Annotated in this window: 13 protein-coding genes; all 13 read right to left on the bottom strand. The window is 56.2% G+C overall.

Annotated elements, in window-relative coordinates; genetic code table 11:
- Window positions 1-5: 5 nt before the first annotated feature.
- Window positions 6-836, bottom strand: a complete 831-nt coding sequence (locus ABD796_RS34910; RefSeq protein ID WP_344917287.1) for a nitroreductase family protein — start codon at window positions 834-836, stop codon at window positions 6-8.
- Window positions 836-1,348, bottom strand: a complete 513-nt coding sequence (locus ABD796_RS34905; protein WP_344917286.1) for a GNAT family N-acetyltransferase — start codon at window positions 1,346-1,348, stop codon at window positions 836-838. Before ABD796_RS34905 ends, ABD796_RS34910 begins: the two co-directional genes overlap by 1 nt.
- A complete protein-coding gene (locus tag ABD796_RS34900; protein WP_344917285.1) occupies window positions 1,341-2,378 on the bottom strand; it encodes a M14 family metallopeptidase in 1,038 nt (345 codons plus the stop codon). The genes ABD796_RS34905 and ABD796_RS34900 overlap by 8 nt, the downstream gene beginning before the upstream one ends.
- A complete protein-coding gene (purB, locus tag ABD796_RS34895; RefSeq protein WP_344917284.1) occupies window positions 2,375-3,754 on the bottom strand; it encodes an adenylosuccinate lyase in 1,380 nt (459 codons plus the stop codon). Before purB ends, ABD796_RS34900 begins: the two co-directional genes overlap by 4 nt.
- 156 nt (window positions 3,755-3,910) lie before the next feature.
- A complete protein-coding gene (locus tag ABD796_RS34890; protein WP_344917283.1) occupies window positions 3,911-5,077 on the bottom strand; it encodes an amidohydrolase in 1,167 nt (388 codons plus the stop codon).
- Window positions 5,078-5,107: 30 nt separating this feature from the next.
- Window positions 5,108-5,419, bottom strand: a complete 312-nt coding sequence (locus tag ABD796_RS34885) for a 2Fe-2S iron-sulfur cluster-binding protein (protein WP_344917282.1) — start codon at window positions 5,417-5,419, stop codon at window positions 5,108-5,110.
- Entirely contained in the window at window positions 5,416-7,119 is a 1,704-nt protein-coding gene (locus ABD796_RS34880; RefSeq protein WP_344917281.1) for an L-aspartate oxidase, read from the bottom strand. Before ABD796_RS34880 ends, ABD796_RS34885 begins: the two co-directional genes overlap by 4 nt.
- Window positions 7,120-7,144: 25 nt before the next feature.
- Entirely contained in the window at window positions 7,145-8,641 is a 1,497-nt protein-coding gene (locus ABD796_RS34875) for a tripartite tricarboxylate transporter permease (protein WP_344917558.1), read from the bottom strand.
- 42 nt (window positions 8,642-8,683) lie between these two features.
- Complete coding sequence (locus tag ABD796_RS34870) at window positions 8,684-9,160, bottom strand: tripartite tricarboxylate transporter TctB family protein (protein WP_344917279.1); 477 nt, start codon at window positions 9,158-9,160, stop codon at window positions 8,684-8,686.
- The gene (locus tag ABD796_RS34865) at window positions 9,157-10,182 is read right to left on the bottom strand and encodes a tripartite tricarboxylate transporter substrate binding protein (RefSeq protein WP_344917278.1); all 1,026 of its coding nucleotides are present in this window, start codon (window positions 10,180-10,182) and stop codon (window positions 9,157-9,159) included. The genes ABD796_RS34870 and ABD796_RS34865 overlap by 4 nt, the downstream gene beginning before the upstream one ends.
- A gap of 715 nt (window positions 10,183-10,897) precedes the next feature.
- Window positions 10,898-11,794, bottom strand: a complete 897-nt coding sequence (locus ABD796_RS34860) for an ABC transporter ATP-binding protein (RefSeq protein WP_344917276.1) — start codon at window positions 11,792-11,794, stop codon at window positions 10,898-10,900.
- A 35-nt stretch (window positions 11,795-11,829) separates the two neighbouring features.
- Complete coding sequence (locus ABD796_RS34855; protein ID WP_344917275.1) at window positions 11,830-12,630, bottom strand: ABC transporter permease; 801 nt, start codon at window positions 12,628-12,630, stop codon at window positions 11,830-11,832.
- A gap of 6 nt (window positions 12,631-12,636) precedes the next feature.
- Window positions 12,637-13,428 (bottom strand): ABC transporter permease, encoded by a 792-nt coding sequence (locus ABD796_RS34850; RefSeq protein WP_344917274.1) that lies wholly within the window; start codon window positions 13,426-13,428, stop codon window positions 12,637-12,639.
- Window positions 13,429-13,434: the final 6 nt, after the last annotated feature.

The raw sequence follows: 13,434 nt of genomic DNA, 5'->3' as shown, positions 1-13,434 counted from the left end.
AACTATTATTCCATTACGAATCCGTGTTCTCGAAGGAAAAGCGCCAGCCCGCGACGAAAATCGTTGCCACGCGCCATCCGCCGCGCCGTATGCTCCACCCATCCGTAATCTCCCGTATCCTCCTCGGGTTCCGGGGTCACGCCGGGAATGCGAACCCTGCGCCCAATATAAATATCCGATCGCGCCATTCGCTCATCGTACTCAGCGATGCCTCGTTTCATGTTTTCGGTCGAATATGATTCTTCATGCACGACGACCGATTGAGGCAAGCGCGGTTTCACACTGACCGGTCGGGAAGGATAGCCTACCGCCAAACCCGCCGTCGCGAACACGCCTCTCGGCAGGTCGAGCAGCTCCGCAACTTCTCGAGCCCGGTTGCGGATCGCGCCGACCATGCAGCATCCCAGACCGAGGCTTTCCGCGGCGAGCGCTGCGTTCTGGGCCGCCAGAGCGCTGTCAATGACGGAGACGAGCAGCAGCTCCAGGTAGTCGGAACCGAAACGATACCCTTGCTTCTCGGTTACATACCGATGGCGGCTCGAATCCGCGCAGAAAACGAGGAACAAGGGCGCCTGACCGATAAAGGCTTGATTGTCGCACAGCTCTTGCAGCTTGCTTTTCCGCTCGGGATCGCGGATGACAACGACGCTCCACGATTGGAAATTGGATGATGTCGGCGCGCTTTGCGCCGCGGCAGCCATCGTCTCGACAAGCCCTTCGGGAAGCGCGCGACCCGGATCGAAGCTGCGGACGGACGAATGGCGTACGATCTGATCAATGACGGGGCTCCGCAGCGCCTCGAATGCGGGCAACCCGTCGACGGTAAAGCGATCCATCAATGTCCTCCTTGCCCCGGCATATCCGGAATCAGTATTTTTTTCATATAGACAGTCAAATGTCCTTTGCCTAAATTGTTGGAGCCTTGGATTTCGTAACCGCGCCGTTTGTACATATCGATCAGCCAGGGATGGCGGTCCGCCGTTCCGAGCGAGACGGCCGGGGATTTGAGCGTATCCCGGATCATCGCATCTTCGGCCCATGTAATCATTTCGCGGCCAATGCCACTTCGTCCCGTGTCGGGATCGCTGGCGAACCACCACAGATGGGGGACGCCATAAGGGCCTGGAGACGGCCCCCACGGCATTCTCGCCGAGATCGTGGAGATAATCTTGCCTTCTTCTTCCATTAGGAAGCACATATTTTCCCGGACGTTCTTCTCCACCAAGGCCAGATCGGCCGTCGCAGCTGCGAAGTGGATGCCGAGCTCGCGGATCGGCGCGTAAGCGCGCAGCGACAAATCGAGCAGAGCCGGGGCGTCCTCTAGGGTTGCTTGACGAAAATCAGCCAAGTCGTTCTTCCTCCTCCCATTCGATGCCCACAAAAGCTACCCGGTCTCCGGTGTCTACGGGAGGGTTACTTCTGGCAGCGATCATATAAGTCATCTGTTCGGCGAAAATCTCCTGCACGGTGCCAAACATATCGACGATGCTGCAGATCCTCTCCCCCGGCTTCACGACAGAGCCGCTCGGGGCGACGTCTACAGCAAGGCCTCCCCGGTCTGCGTAGAGAAACCGGCGCTTCGTAATCGTAGGCGGCTTGGCCGCGGAGTAGCCTTTCCAAGCTTCGGGCGCTTCCGGCCACATTCCCAGGTCATGCATAACTGCAAGAATGCCTCTTTCCCCCAGGGCGACCATCTCCGGCTGAATCCGGCCGCCCGAACCAAGCTCGGACATAAAGGCCGGGATGCCGTGCTTCAGGCACTGCACGTCGAGGAACCCGGCCACATTGCCCGGCAATTCGCTCACACTGCCGCCCAAATCGACGCGGCAATGGGCCGTTCCGCCGAACGTTCGAGCCATCTGTTCCGCCTGCTCGCAAACGTCCGCCGAAGCGGCCGGCAGACGCTTGAATACCGTGTAAGGCAGCGCGTCGTAAGGCGTGCCGAGCGTATGAAAATCGATCAGATGCGTCGCAGTGCTCCGGATCTTCTCGAACAATAGGTGCGCGAGCCGCTCGGAGAGCGTTCCCATTGGATTCCCAGGAAACTGCATGTCCATGTCCAGACCATCTTGCGGCGTATTTTTCTGCCTTGCTTGGAAAGCGAGCGGATTGGAGATCGGCGTAGCTACGATCGCACCCGCCAGCTTTCTAGGGTCCAGCTTTGGGAGCAAGCCGCGAATAGCCATTGGACCGTTCAACTCGTCCCCGTGGATCGCTCCGTTCAACCAGAGACAAGGTCCCGGTCTCTCGCCGTTGACGATCAGAACAGGCATTTCGACGGCTCCGCGGTGGGACAGCTCCGCTACCTTTACGTTTCCGGCGGCGTACTCTCCGGGAGCGGCCTGCAGCTTCCCCCAAGATAGGATCCGCTTGCTCATTCCGCTTCCTCCTCTCGCAGCCAGCCCGCCGTTTCGGCTGCGGCCAGTACCCGATCGACGGTTTCCGGGGCCGAGCCGAGATATGTCGCCGGATCCATCAGGTTTTCCAGCTCTTCTAAGTTGACCGCTTCGCGAATCCGCTCGTCGGCCATCAGCGCCTCGCGGAAAGGAATCCCTTCTTCCACGCTCTTCATACACAATTCATAGACGATCTCGTGTGCCGTTTGCTTGCCCATCGGCTTCGCCAGCACGAACATGACGCGCTCCGAGAGCAGCAAGCCGCCGAGCAAGTTCAGGTTGCGAAGCATGTGGTCCGGTTTGACGACGAGGCCCTTGAGGATTGCTTTGGCGGAAGCCAATTGGGACGCAAGATAAATACAGCTTTCCGGAAGTGCGATCCATTCGCCACGCCAGCTCATCGCGTCGCGCTCATGCTCGACGATCATCGATTCCTGGACGAGGGCGACGTTGTAGCGGATCGGCTTGGTCAAACTCGCCATTCCTTCCAGTGCGGCCGGATTCCGTTTATGCGGCATCGTCGTGGAGCCAATTTTCCCGGAAGTAAACGGCTCTTCGACCTCGTCGATCTCGGTGCGCATCAGATTGTAAAACTCGTTGCCCAGTTTGCCAAGCGTGCCGCTGATCATCCCGAGCACGCCGGCGTACTCCGCCGACCGGTCGCGGGACGAATGCCAGCAGATGTGCGGAGCCTGCAGCCCCAGCCGTTCCATTGCCCTGCGCTCTACCTCCGGCCCAAGCGGCCCGAAGGAAGCGTGTGTGCCCACGCCGCCGCTGAGCACGCCGGTGAACACCCGGTGCTCCGCTTCGCGCAGCCGCTCTAGGTGGCGGACGACTTCGTCGAGCATGACGGCGACCTTAAAGCCGAAAGTCGTCGGGAGCCCTTGCATGCCATGAGAGCGTCCCGCTATCGGCGTCGCCCGGTGCTCGCGCGCCAGCTTGGCCAGCTCGCGGGCAACTGCGCGAAGATCCCTCACGATGATGCGGTGAGCTTCTTGCAATTGAAGCATCATTCCCGTATCGACGATATCCTGCGTTGTCGCGCCGAAGTGCACCCACTCCCCGTGTTCGGGCCCGCACAGCTTTTGCAACGCTTTGAGCGTCGGCATCAAGGAATGCTTGACCTTAAACACTTCCTGGGCGATCTCCTCAATATTCATCAGCTCAACCTTTGCCTTGGCGGCGATCGTTTCCGCCGCTTCGGGCGGCACGAGGCCCAACTCCGCTTCCGCAAGCGCTAGCGCCGCTTCGACGTCTAGGTGCTTCTGGAGCCGGCTCTCGTCCGCCCAGACTTTGCGCATCTCCGCCGTACCGAAATTGTTCTGAAGCATGATCATATCGATAACATGTGACGGCATGTTGTTGTCCTCCTCTAGATGTCGGATGTCGGGAATAAAATGCGATAAGTTCTGTATTCGTTCAAGCCGGGCAAGCTTGTCCGGCAATCGTTTCCATGCGTCGGGAAGGTTCCTTGCCGCATCCGCATACTTGTTCCCATGTCAACGAACCGTCGCTCATCGAACCGATTTCAGCGCTTGGACGGCCGCTTCGGCGAAGAACGACGCGCCGATCGCTAAGGCGTCCTCGTTCAGCGTAAATTTCGGATGGTGCCATTGCTCCGTACCACCGGTCCCCATCCAGACGAAACAGCCCGGCACGCGTTCCTGGTAAAGGGCGAAGTCCTCGCCACCCATCGTCGGAACGGCTTCCACGATATGGAGACCCTGCGCAGTCGCGGTCACCTGCATGATCTCGGCCATTCGTTCGTCGTTGTTCACTGCAGGCAGCATCGATGTCCAGGTCAACCTCGCTTGCGCCCCGTACCCATCGGCGACACTCTCGACGATCCGCTTCATGCGTTCCGGAATCGCTCTCCTCGCTTCGGGCTGAAACGTCCTCACGGTTCCTTCCAGAACACCTGAATCCGGAATGACGTTCCAGGTCGAACCGGACTGCAGCTTACACACGCTCACTACCGCCGAATGATGCGGGCTGACGTTCCGGCTTACCAGCGTTTGAAGCGCTCCCACGATGGCGCTGCAGATCACGATCGGATCGATGGCGGCATCGGGAATACCGGCATGGCCTCCTTTGCCGAGGACTTCGATCTCGAAGCGGTCGACCGAAGCCATCAGCGGCCCCATGCGGATTCCGACCGTACCGACAGGCAGCTCCGGCTTGTTATGCATGCCGAATACGGCCGCCACTCCTTCCAGGACGCGCGCCTCGATCGCCGCACGCGCGCCGATAGCCAGCTCTTCGGCCGGCTGGAACAAGATGCGCACCGTTCCGTCCAGTTCGTCGGCATGCTCCTGAAGCAACTTCGCCGCTCCGATCATCGATACCGTATGGAAATCGTGCCCGCACGCGTGCATCTTCCCCGGTTGTTCGGAAGCGAACGGTAACCCCGTCTCCTCGTTCACCGGCAGCGCGTCTATATCCGCCCGTAGCAAAATAGTCGGACCCGGCCGCGCGCCCTTCACTTCGGCCAAAACGCCGGTCGGCAAGTTCAGGTCCAGCAGCCGTATGCCCGCTTCGGTCAGCCAAGCCCGGATTCGGGATGTCGTCTCGTATTCTTCGTTCGACAGTTCGGGGAACCGATGAAGCTCCCGACGCATCGCGACTAATTGTGGCTGAAGCGATGCGGCTTGCTTTCTGAAGGTCATCGATATCGTAGTCATGGTTGCATGCTCCTTCTCTCTTGGCCATCATCAGTCGGCTGGCCAAAAATCTTTCGTCGTTTTCAAAGCTGGTTCGAGGCGCAGCGGCCCGTCCGGCGCCAGATGCCTGCAGCTGAGACTGTTTGTTCCGTTGACTTTCACCAGGCAGCTACCGCAAAATCCTCTTTTGCAAGCATGATCGTAAAAAGCGAAGGACCCGTCCAGCTCGTCAGCGATGTAGCGCATCAGATCGAGAACAGTCATCCCTTCCCGATAAGGAACCGCATAAGAGACGAAGACGGCCTCGGCCGCAGCCGATTCCTTGCGTGCTACTTCGCAGCTTAAGACAGCTTCGTTCGTCATGTCCGATCCCCCGGTTTCCTCGGCAGTTTTCGGATGCAACCCGAGCCGGCGGACAAGCGGATAGCCAAGCTGCAAGCCCAATTCTCGCTTTTTTTTGGAGCGTCCAAACGCACGTGCGCCCCGCGGCTTTCCCGCCGTTCCAACGCGGTAGCGGCGACGCTCCAGCCGGTATCGATCATATTGCGCAATTCCAGCGCCTTGCCTGCATCCCTGTTATAAGCCAGCGAAGACTCCCGGAGGCCGAGCCGCTCGGGCAGCTCCTCCCTCATCGAAGACAATCGTTGGAGCGCACACTCCAGCCCTTCTTCCGTCCGGGTCGCGCCGACGTTCCGCTGCATGAGCGTTTGAACCTCCGCCCAGCCTTCGCTTGGCTTCAGTTCGCACTCTCTCTTGGATACGCGGCTCAGTATGCGTCGAATCGGTTCTAAAGCTTCCTCTATTGCATTTCCATCCGCTCCGGCGCACGGTGGCAGCGGATGGCGCAATGCATAAGCGGCGGCACTTCGTCCGGCAATCGCCCCGAACACTTGGTTCTCGGATAAGGCGTTGCCCGCCAACCGGTTCGCGCCATGGATACCGCCCGAACATTCGCCCGCAGCGAACACCCCTGGCAAGCTCGTCGACGCGTCCGGCTCGATGCGCAAACCGCCCATGAAATAATGAGCTCCGGGTGCCACTTCCCGGTCGACCGCATCCCGGTCTACGCCAACGTCTTCCAGCAGCCTCTGCTGCATTTGCGGAAATTTGTCCGGATCCATTCCCCTCGTGCTGATATACAAGCCTCCGGCATCCGTTCCGTTGCCAGCGGCGATCTCCTGGTACATGACCCGGGACATGACGTCGCGGGTCGCGTCTAGTAACGCTCCCACTTCATACCGGTCCCAGAAATCTTCCCCGTGGCGGTTCAATAAGCGCGCTCCCTGGGGAATCAATATTCCGGAATTGAACATCAATCCCCTGGCCCCCGGCGGAGACACCATTACGGTCGGATAATGCTGGACGAATTCCATGTCCGTCAATTCGATTCCGGCTCGAAGCGCGAGCCCGTATCCATCCCCCGTCGCTTCGAACGGATTCGTGTTCAATTCGTAAATCTGGCTCCCTCCCCCGGTCGCTACGACAACGGCCGGCGCCTCGTACATGCGGAGTTCTCCGCTCGGCTGATGATAAGCGGCGACGCCCCGCACGACTCCGTCGTCCACGATCAAGTCCGTCGCATGGGTGAAAGCGTGCATCGGGATACGGGCTCGTTTGACGGCCTTCATCAGGACGCGTACCATCTCGCGGCCAACGGCGTTCCCGACGTGTACCGCCCGTGCGTGCGTATGGCCGGCCAACCAGCCCAGATGCGGCTTCGAGCCGTCTTCCTCCAGATCGAACGCGACACCGAGCTGCTCGGCGAAGGCGACTGCATCGCCCGCCTGCTCGGCGAGCACGCGAACAAGACGCGGATCCGGTAATCCTTCTCCAGATCGGAAAATATCGCTCGCAAACACGTCTGGGCTATCCCCCGGCTTGGCTGTAGGCAATACTGCGCAAAATGAATAATGAGCGGAGAGGGTTCCCCCCGACCGTTGCGGTTCGCCTTTGGTCAACAAAACCGGGCGGGCACCTGACTCCGCCGCGGCCAAAGCCGCGCGGAGGCCGGCACCGCCGCTTCCGACAATGACGACATCGTATCGTTCCCGCGTGATTTCCATAGCTGCCTCATTCCTTTATTGTAGGTCAGGCTCTGCTCCGACCTGACCGGATCGATTGGATCAGTCGACGCACGATCGGCCAAATTGTCACGACCAGTCCGACGACCAGCAGCGTGCCGGAAATCGGACGGTTGAACAATTGCCACAAGTCCCCCCTGAAGATCAAAGCCGATTGACTGAGCGAATTTTCCAGCACCGGCCCCAGAAGAAGTCCGAGCACTAGCGGCGACGGCTCCATCTTCGCTTTTTTCAACAAATATCCTAATACGCCGAAGATCATTAGCACAATGACGTCGAACATGCTGCTGCGGACGGAATAAGCACCGATAATGCAAAACATCATAACGATCGGCATCAGCACCTTCGAAGAAAGATGCGCGACCTTCGCGAACAAGCCGACGAGCGGCAGATTCAGCACGAGCAGCATGACATTCCCGATGTACATGCTCGCGATAAGCGCCCAGAACAAGGAAGCATGCTCTTTGATCAATAGCGGTCCCGGTGTAATGCCTTGAATCATAAATGCGCTCAGCAGAATCGCCGGCAGCGGGGAGAACGGAACGCCCAATGAAAGCAACGGCACCAGAGCGCCGGTGCTGGCGCCGTTGTTGGCCGATTCGGGCCCGGCGACGCCTTCGATCGCTCCCTTGCCGAATTCTTCGGGATGCTTCGACAGCTTTTTCTCCAAGCCGTAAGAAGCGTATGTGCTTATAATGCTGGACGGTCCGGGCAGCAACCCAATTACGAAACCTATCAAGCCTCCACGTACGATCGGGCCGGTGCTGCGTCGCATTTCCGATTTGCTGGGCATCAGCTTTTTTAGTGAAAGATCCGCTTTGATCGGTTTCTGATACGACTGTTCGAGCGCTCCGAGAACTTCCGCCATGCCGTAGAACCCCATAATAATCGGCACAAAGTCCAGCCCGTCGATCAACCAAGGCGAATTGAAAGTGAGCCGCAGCGAACCGCTCATCTGATCGATTCCGACCAAGGAAAGCACTACTCCCAGTGTGATCAGCATGTAGCTCCGTATCAAAGAGGTGTCGGTCAATCTGGAAAGCACGAGCAAACCGACCAGAACGATCGCGAAATGTTCAGGCGGGCCGAATTTCAAGGCCATCTTGGCGATCGGCGGCGCGAGCAAGGTCAGCAGCACCATGCCCAGCGTTCCCGCCACAAACGATCCGATTGCGGAGATGGACAGCGCGGCTCCCGCCCTCCCTTTCTGCGTCATCTTATAGCCGTCGAGCGTCGTCACGACCGAAGCGGCCTCCCCGGGCACGTTCACGAGAATCGATGTCGTGGATCCCCCGTACATCCCTCCAAAATAAATACCCGCGACAAGAATAAGCGCCGAAGTCGGTTCCATTGAGAAAGTAAGCGGCAGCAGCATCGAGATCGCGCCTACCGGCCCTAATCCGGGCAATACGCCGACCAGAGTGCCGAGCGCCACCCCGAGCAAGCATACTAATAAATTAAAGAACGAAAACGCAGACATTATCCCTGTAAGTATATCTTCCATACCGGTCACGGTCGTTCTCCCCCCAACATCGTCAATCGAAGCTTACAACCAGATGCCGGGCGGTAAAGAAACCCCCAACCATAAGTCGAAAATGAGCCAGATCGCCGCCGTCGTTGCAATCGCGAGAACGGCAAGCCGCCAACCTCTGAGTCCCAGCACGAAACCCGACGCCGCCAAAGCAACAAACATCGCTATCACGAATCCGAGCGCATACGTTATCGCCAAAAACAGAACGAATATTCCTATGAACGACAACAAACCTTTCCAGTGAACAGGCTCGTCCGCTTCCTGTGCCCCCACGCCATCCGTGTGGTGCGGCCGGTTTCTCACCAGGCCGATCAGCATCAAGACGCTTAAGCCCGTCAGAAGCCCACCGAACACGTTTGGAAAAAAACCGGGTTTCAGTTGACGCAGCGAACCGAACGGCAGTTCGTGGGAGTGCCATAGCGTAATCAGCCCTATCGCCAAAAACAGTAGCGCGGTCAACAATCGCGCAATATGTACGGTCCTGCTCATCATTTAATCTGACCGAGCTTCTTATAGATCTCGCCCGTCGTCACATACCATGCGTCCACTTCGGTCTTGGCGTCGGCGCCGGTTTTGTAGCCGAGTTGATACCCCGCTTGGTTCATCAATTGCTTGAACTTGTCCGATTCATAAACGGCCTTAGTTAGTTCGTCGATTTTTCGAACAACGTCGCCCGGTACATTGTTTGGAATGATAATGAAGTGGCCCGCGCCGCCGGTGACGCCTTTAACGCCTTGCTCGGTACTGGTCGGAACGTTTGGCAGCAGGTCGACCCTCTTCTCGCTCATAACGGCGAGCGCGCGCAGATCGCCGGCTTCGACTTGACCGCGAATCTCCGGCACATTCATGAAGCCTACCATGACGTGTTTACCTAACACAGCCGGAAGGAGTGTGCCGCTTCCTTGAAACGGAACGTGCTGCAGCTTGATACCCGCACTGTCTTCCAACATGGTGGCCAGCATCGCGACGACCGTACCCTCGCCCGGATTGCCGACCGTTACTTCGCCCGGATGCTCTTTCGCATAAACGATCAAGTCTTGAAGTGTTTTGAAAGGAGAATCCTTAGGAACGACGGCGGTCACGACCATATCGCCGACTTTGTTGACGATCGTAAAATCGTCTTTCTTATATTGCGCCGGGGTGACGTGCAAAGCCGAAGAAATATGGCCCGATGCCGCCCAGAGCCATGTGTAACCGTCTGGCTTCGCCTTGACCAGCTCGTAGTTGCCGACCGTTCCCGATCCGCCGCCGACGTTCTTAATCGTGATTGTCTGGTTAATAATGCCTTTAGCCGCTTCAGCGAAAGAGCGAGCAAGAATGTCGGATACGCCGCCTGCAGCAAAAGGAACGATCAATTCAATATTTTTTGTCGGCCAATCCGTTTGCTGAGGTGTGTTGCCGGCACTTGGTTTGGATGTGCTTGAAGTCGAACTTCCAGTGTTCGAGCATGCCGCCAGTACCAACAGAATTGCAATCACAAATGCGAACTTACCAAAAAAATGCCGTGTTTTCATTGAAACGTGCCTCCTAGTAGATTTGCATGATGATGACGGAAAACACAAAATAACTTGACAAAGAGTGAAGTTTGGTGTGGGTTCCTGATGTTCGTTCTAGTTCACCTAAGCCAAGTTTCCGTCGGAAGGATAAAGGGGCGATGAAATTAAAAAAAGTACATAAAACACACGAAAAATCGAGTGTTACATGTACTTCCAGTTGTCTGGTCAGTTTTATTTAATTAATTCCCATCGCCATTATCGGACTAATAGTACACCAGCTACTAATTTGCGTCAAGTAATATTGTCAACCACGGAGTCTTTCACCGCGCGACTGAAGACTTGAATTATGCTCCATCCATAGTAACAACCCGAATACGGATACTAGAATAAGGACCGGTTGATTTTACCAATGTAGAAGGATTTAAGGGTTTACCAGCCTTATGGAACCGTAATATTGATATCACTTTTGCCGGTCGGCCGATTACAGCGGATACCGGTTTTCGACTCGATCGACGATCTCCGTTTATTTCAGTTTGTTGGCGATTTCCAGGATTTCGTCTTTCGTCAAATTCCCGGGTACCGTTACGTACAAATTCATCGGCAAAGTATTCCAAGCTGGCTTAGTTCAAAGGCCCGGAGGTTCAACCGATCAACTGTACCGTTCTCTCCGCTTCGCCACTGTAAATTTGCTTGATAATATCCTCGATGTTCGGCTCCTTCAGGCGTATGTCCGTTACTTATATTGCCGCGTCAGCAGGCTGACCGCTTCCCCGACCGATATCCGGTCTTGCCGGAACAAAATATGCTTCGTCTTCCCTTCCTCCCCGACGACTTGCAGCCGTTCGTCCGCGATTCGGACGTCTTCCTCCTCGAACTGCATGGATAGAAGATGACCGGGACTGTAATTGGTTTTGAAGTCGTGCAAAGCTCCGTCGTAGATCAAGGCGCCCTTGTCGATCAGGACAATGCGGTTGCAAATTTGTTCGATATCGTCCATATCGTGGGTCGTCAGCAAGACGGTCGTTTTCTTCTCCTTGTTCACTTCGCGAATAAAAGTCCGAATCCGGCTTTTCGCCATCACATCGAGCCCGATGGTCGGTTCGTCGAGATAGACGATTTTCGGATCATGCAGCAGCGCCACGGCCAATTCAGCGCGCATTTTTTGTCCCAAGCTCAATTGGCGGACCGGACGATCGATAAATTCCTGCATTTCCAGCATTTCGGTATAAAATTCGACGTTTCGCTTGAATACGGCGTCCTCGATTTTGTACATTTTTTGATACAATCCGAACGTATCCCGCATCGGCAAATCCCAATACAATTGGGAACGCTGTCCGAAGACGACGCCGATCTGTTTCGCGTTTTCTTTCCGGTCGACATACGGAATACGTCCGTTTACGCGCACTTCCCCCGAGGTAGGGGTAAGAATGCCGGATAACATTTTGATCGTAGTCGATTTGCCCGCTCCATTCGGTCCGATATACCCGACCAGTTCGCCTTCGTCGATCGTAAGATTAATATTGTTCACAGCCCGCTTCTTTACGTATTCGCGACGAAAGAGTGATTGGACGATGCCCCAGAACCGATCCTGCCGAACCAATACCTCGAACTGCTTTGATACATGCTTCATTTCAATGAGCGCCATGTCATGCCATTCCCCTTATTCTACGAACCCGTACTATGGTACTGACGGATTCCGATTTTCCAAAACGCGTACTCTCCGGCAAACAGGACCATTCCCGCGACCGGAGTCATGAACTGGAATACGGGATGAAACAACCCTTCATCCACTTTTCCCAAAAAGCGCTGCGCCGGGTAAAAATTGATAAAAGCAAAAGGAACGACGAGCGTCAGCACGATTTGCACGATCCAATGGTAAGCGGTTATCGGGTATTTGACGAAATCTTTCAGATCGAAGATCAGGCTGACCAGACTGTTGTTTTGCACCATCCAAAAGGCCGGCACGGCCGTATACACGAAGGCGGCCGCCTGGATCAACGCTCCGCCCAGCAGCACGAGCGCCAAAAAGAGCGCATCCGTCACGCCGAGAGTCAGATCCAGCCGGCGAAAACAAAAGATCATCACTGCGAGCGCAACCGTCAAATTGCTGAAGTAACCGGTGCTGAACTCCCGGCTGAGCAAATACAGAAACGGGTTGAGCGGCTTCGTCAACATCTCGTCGAACTCCCCCGTCTGGATGCGCCTCGGCAGCGAGGTAAACGGATGATAAAAAAAGAAACCGGCCAACGCATAGGAGCCCAAATTCAAGGCGTACAGCAGCATCACCTCGTAAGGTCCCCAGCCGGCGATGCTTTTGAAGCGGTCCACCAGCACCCAGATCAAAAAAACCTCGACAATCCACAGCGATGCTTTCGACAATGAATTCAGCCAAAACGCGCCGCGGTATTGAGCGATTCCTTTCAACCGGATCCGGATGAACCGCCAGTATAAAGAAACGTACTCCATCGCGATTCACCCTCCATGGATATCGAGTTGAGCCTGCGCCTTGTTCCACATCCACCGTTCGATCGCCAGCAACAGGACGAGCCAGCCCGCCTGGGCGGCGATGACTAGGAAGGCCCCCTGGACGGACAGCTTGCCCAGAAAGATGGCGATCGGCTGAAAGCCGACCAGATGAAACGGCAGCATCATGCTGATGGTATGCAGAATATCCGGATAAAACCACAAGGGCACAAAAGACCCGGCAAACAGCGATATGACCGCGCCCGTAATGAAGTTGATGAAATAGGCGGTTTTGAGCCATATCGCCAGCATCCCGAACATGTAGTTGATCTGATTCATCAAGACGATGCCGCCAAGCAGACTAACGGCAAAAAGAGCGGCCCGCAGCGCGCTGTCCGGCACGGAAAATCCCCAAACCAGCATGGCCGCCAAGACGGCCGGCAAGGTCGTGAATACAAAGCTGAACAAATTTTCGCCAAACTGATCGGCCAAAAAATACCCTTTGAACGAAACAGGCCGAATGAGATCGATGCTGATGGCGCCATTCTCGACGCGTTCCCCCACCTTCTGCCCGATCCGCGACCGAATCAACGCCTGGACAAGCATATTCAAGATGACATAATGAATCATATCCTCGTAAGTAATGCCGCCTACGGACGACTTTCCGCTATAAAGCGCTTTCCACACGCTCATCATGATGATCAAGCCGACGAACGAGCTCGCGACCATCATGTAAGCATTCATCCGGTAGATGAAACGCTGTTTGAACGATTGTTTGGCAAATTCGATAAGAACGGCCACTCGTCA

The organism is Paenibacillus hodogayensis (assembly GCF_039536325.1).
Lineage (GTDB): Bacteria > Bacillota > Bacilli > Paenibacillales > NBRC-103111 > Paenibacillus_AB > Paenibacillus_AB hodogayensis.
Note: the sequence above shows the minus strand (reverse complement) of the source record. Positions and strands in the feature narration are given on the sequence as shown.

Excerpts from the sequence above, each read along its gene's own strand:
- ABD796_RS34910 (WP_344917287.1), bottom strand. The coding sequence starts at position 836 with ATGGATCGCTTTACCGTCGACGGGTTGCCCGCATTCGAGGCGCTGCGG.
- ABD796_RS34900 (WP_344917285.1), bottom strand. The coding sequence starts at position 2,378 with ATGAGCAAGCGGATCCTATCTTGGGGGAAGCTGCAGGCCGCTCCCGGA.
- purB (WP_344917284.1), bottom strand. The coding sequence starts at position 3,754 with ATGCCGTCACATGTTATCGATATGATCATGCTTCAGAACAATTTCGGT.
- ABD796_RS34890 (WP_344917283.1), bottom strand. The coding sequence starts at position 5,077 with ATGACTACGATATCGATGACCTTCAGAAAGCAAGCCGCATCGCTTCAG.
- ABD796_RS34885 (WP_344917282.1), bottom strand. The coding sequence starts at position 5,419 with ATGACGAACGAAGCTGTCTTAAGCTGCGAAGTAGCACGCAAGGAATCG.
- ABD796_RS34880 (WP_344917281.1), bottom strand. The coding sequence starts at position 7,119 with ATGGAAATCACGCGGGAACGATACGATGTCGTCATTGTCGGAAGCGGC.
- ABD796_RS34875 (WP_344917558.1), bottom strand. The coding sequence starts at position 8,641 with ATGGAAGATATACTTACAGGGATAATGTCTGCGTTTTCGTTCTTTAAT.
- ABD796_RS34870 (WP_344917279.1), bottom strand. The coding sequence starts at position 9,160 with ATGATGAGCAGGACCGTACATATTGCGCGATTGTTGACCGCGCTACTG.
- ABD796_RS34865 (WP_344917278.1), bottom strand. The coding sequence starts at position 10,182 with ATGAAAACACGGCATTTTTTTGGTAAGTTCGCATTTGTGATTGCAATT.
- ABD796_RS34860 (WP_344917276.1), bottom strand. The coding sequence starts at position 11,794 with ATGAAGCATGTATCAAAGCAGTTCGAGGTATTGGTTCGGCAGGATCGG.
- ABD796_RS34855 (WP_344917275.1), bottom strand. The coding sequence starts at position 12,630 with ATGGAGTACGTTTCTTTATACTGGCGGTTCATCCGGATCCGGTTGAAA.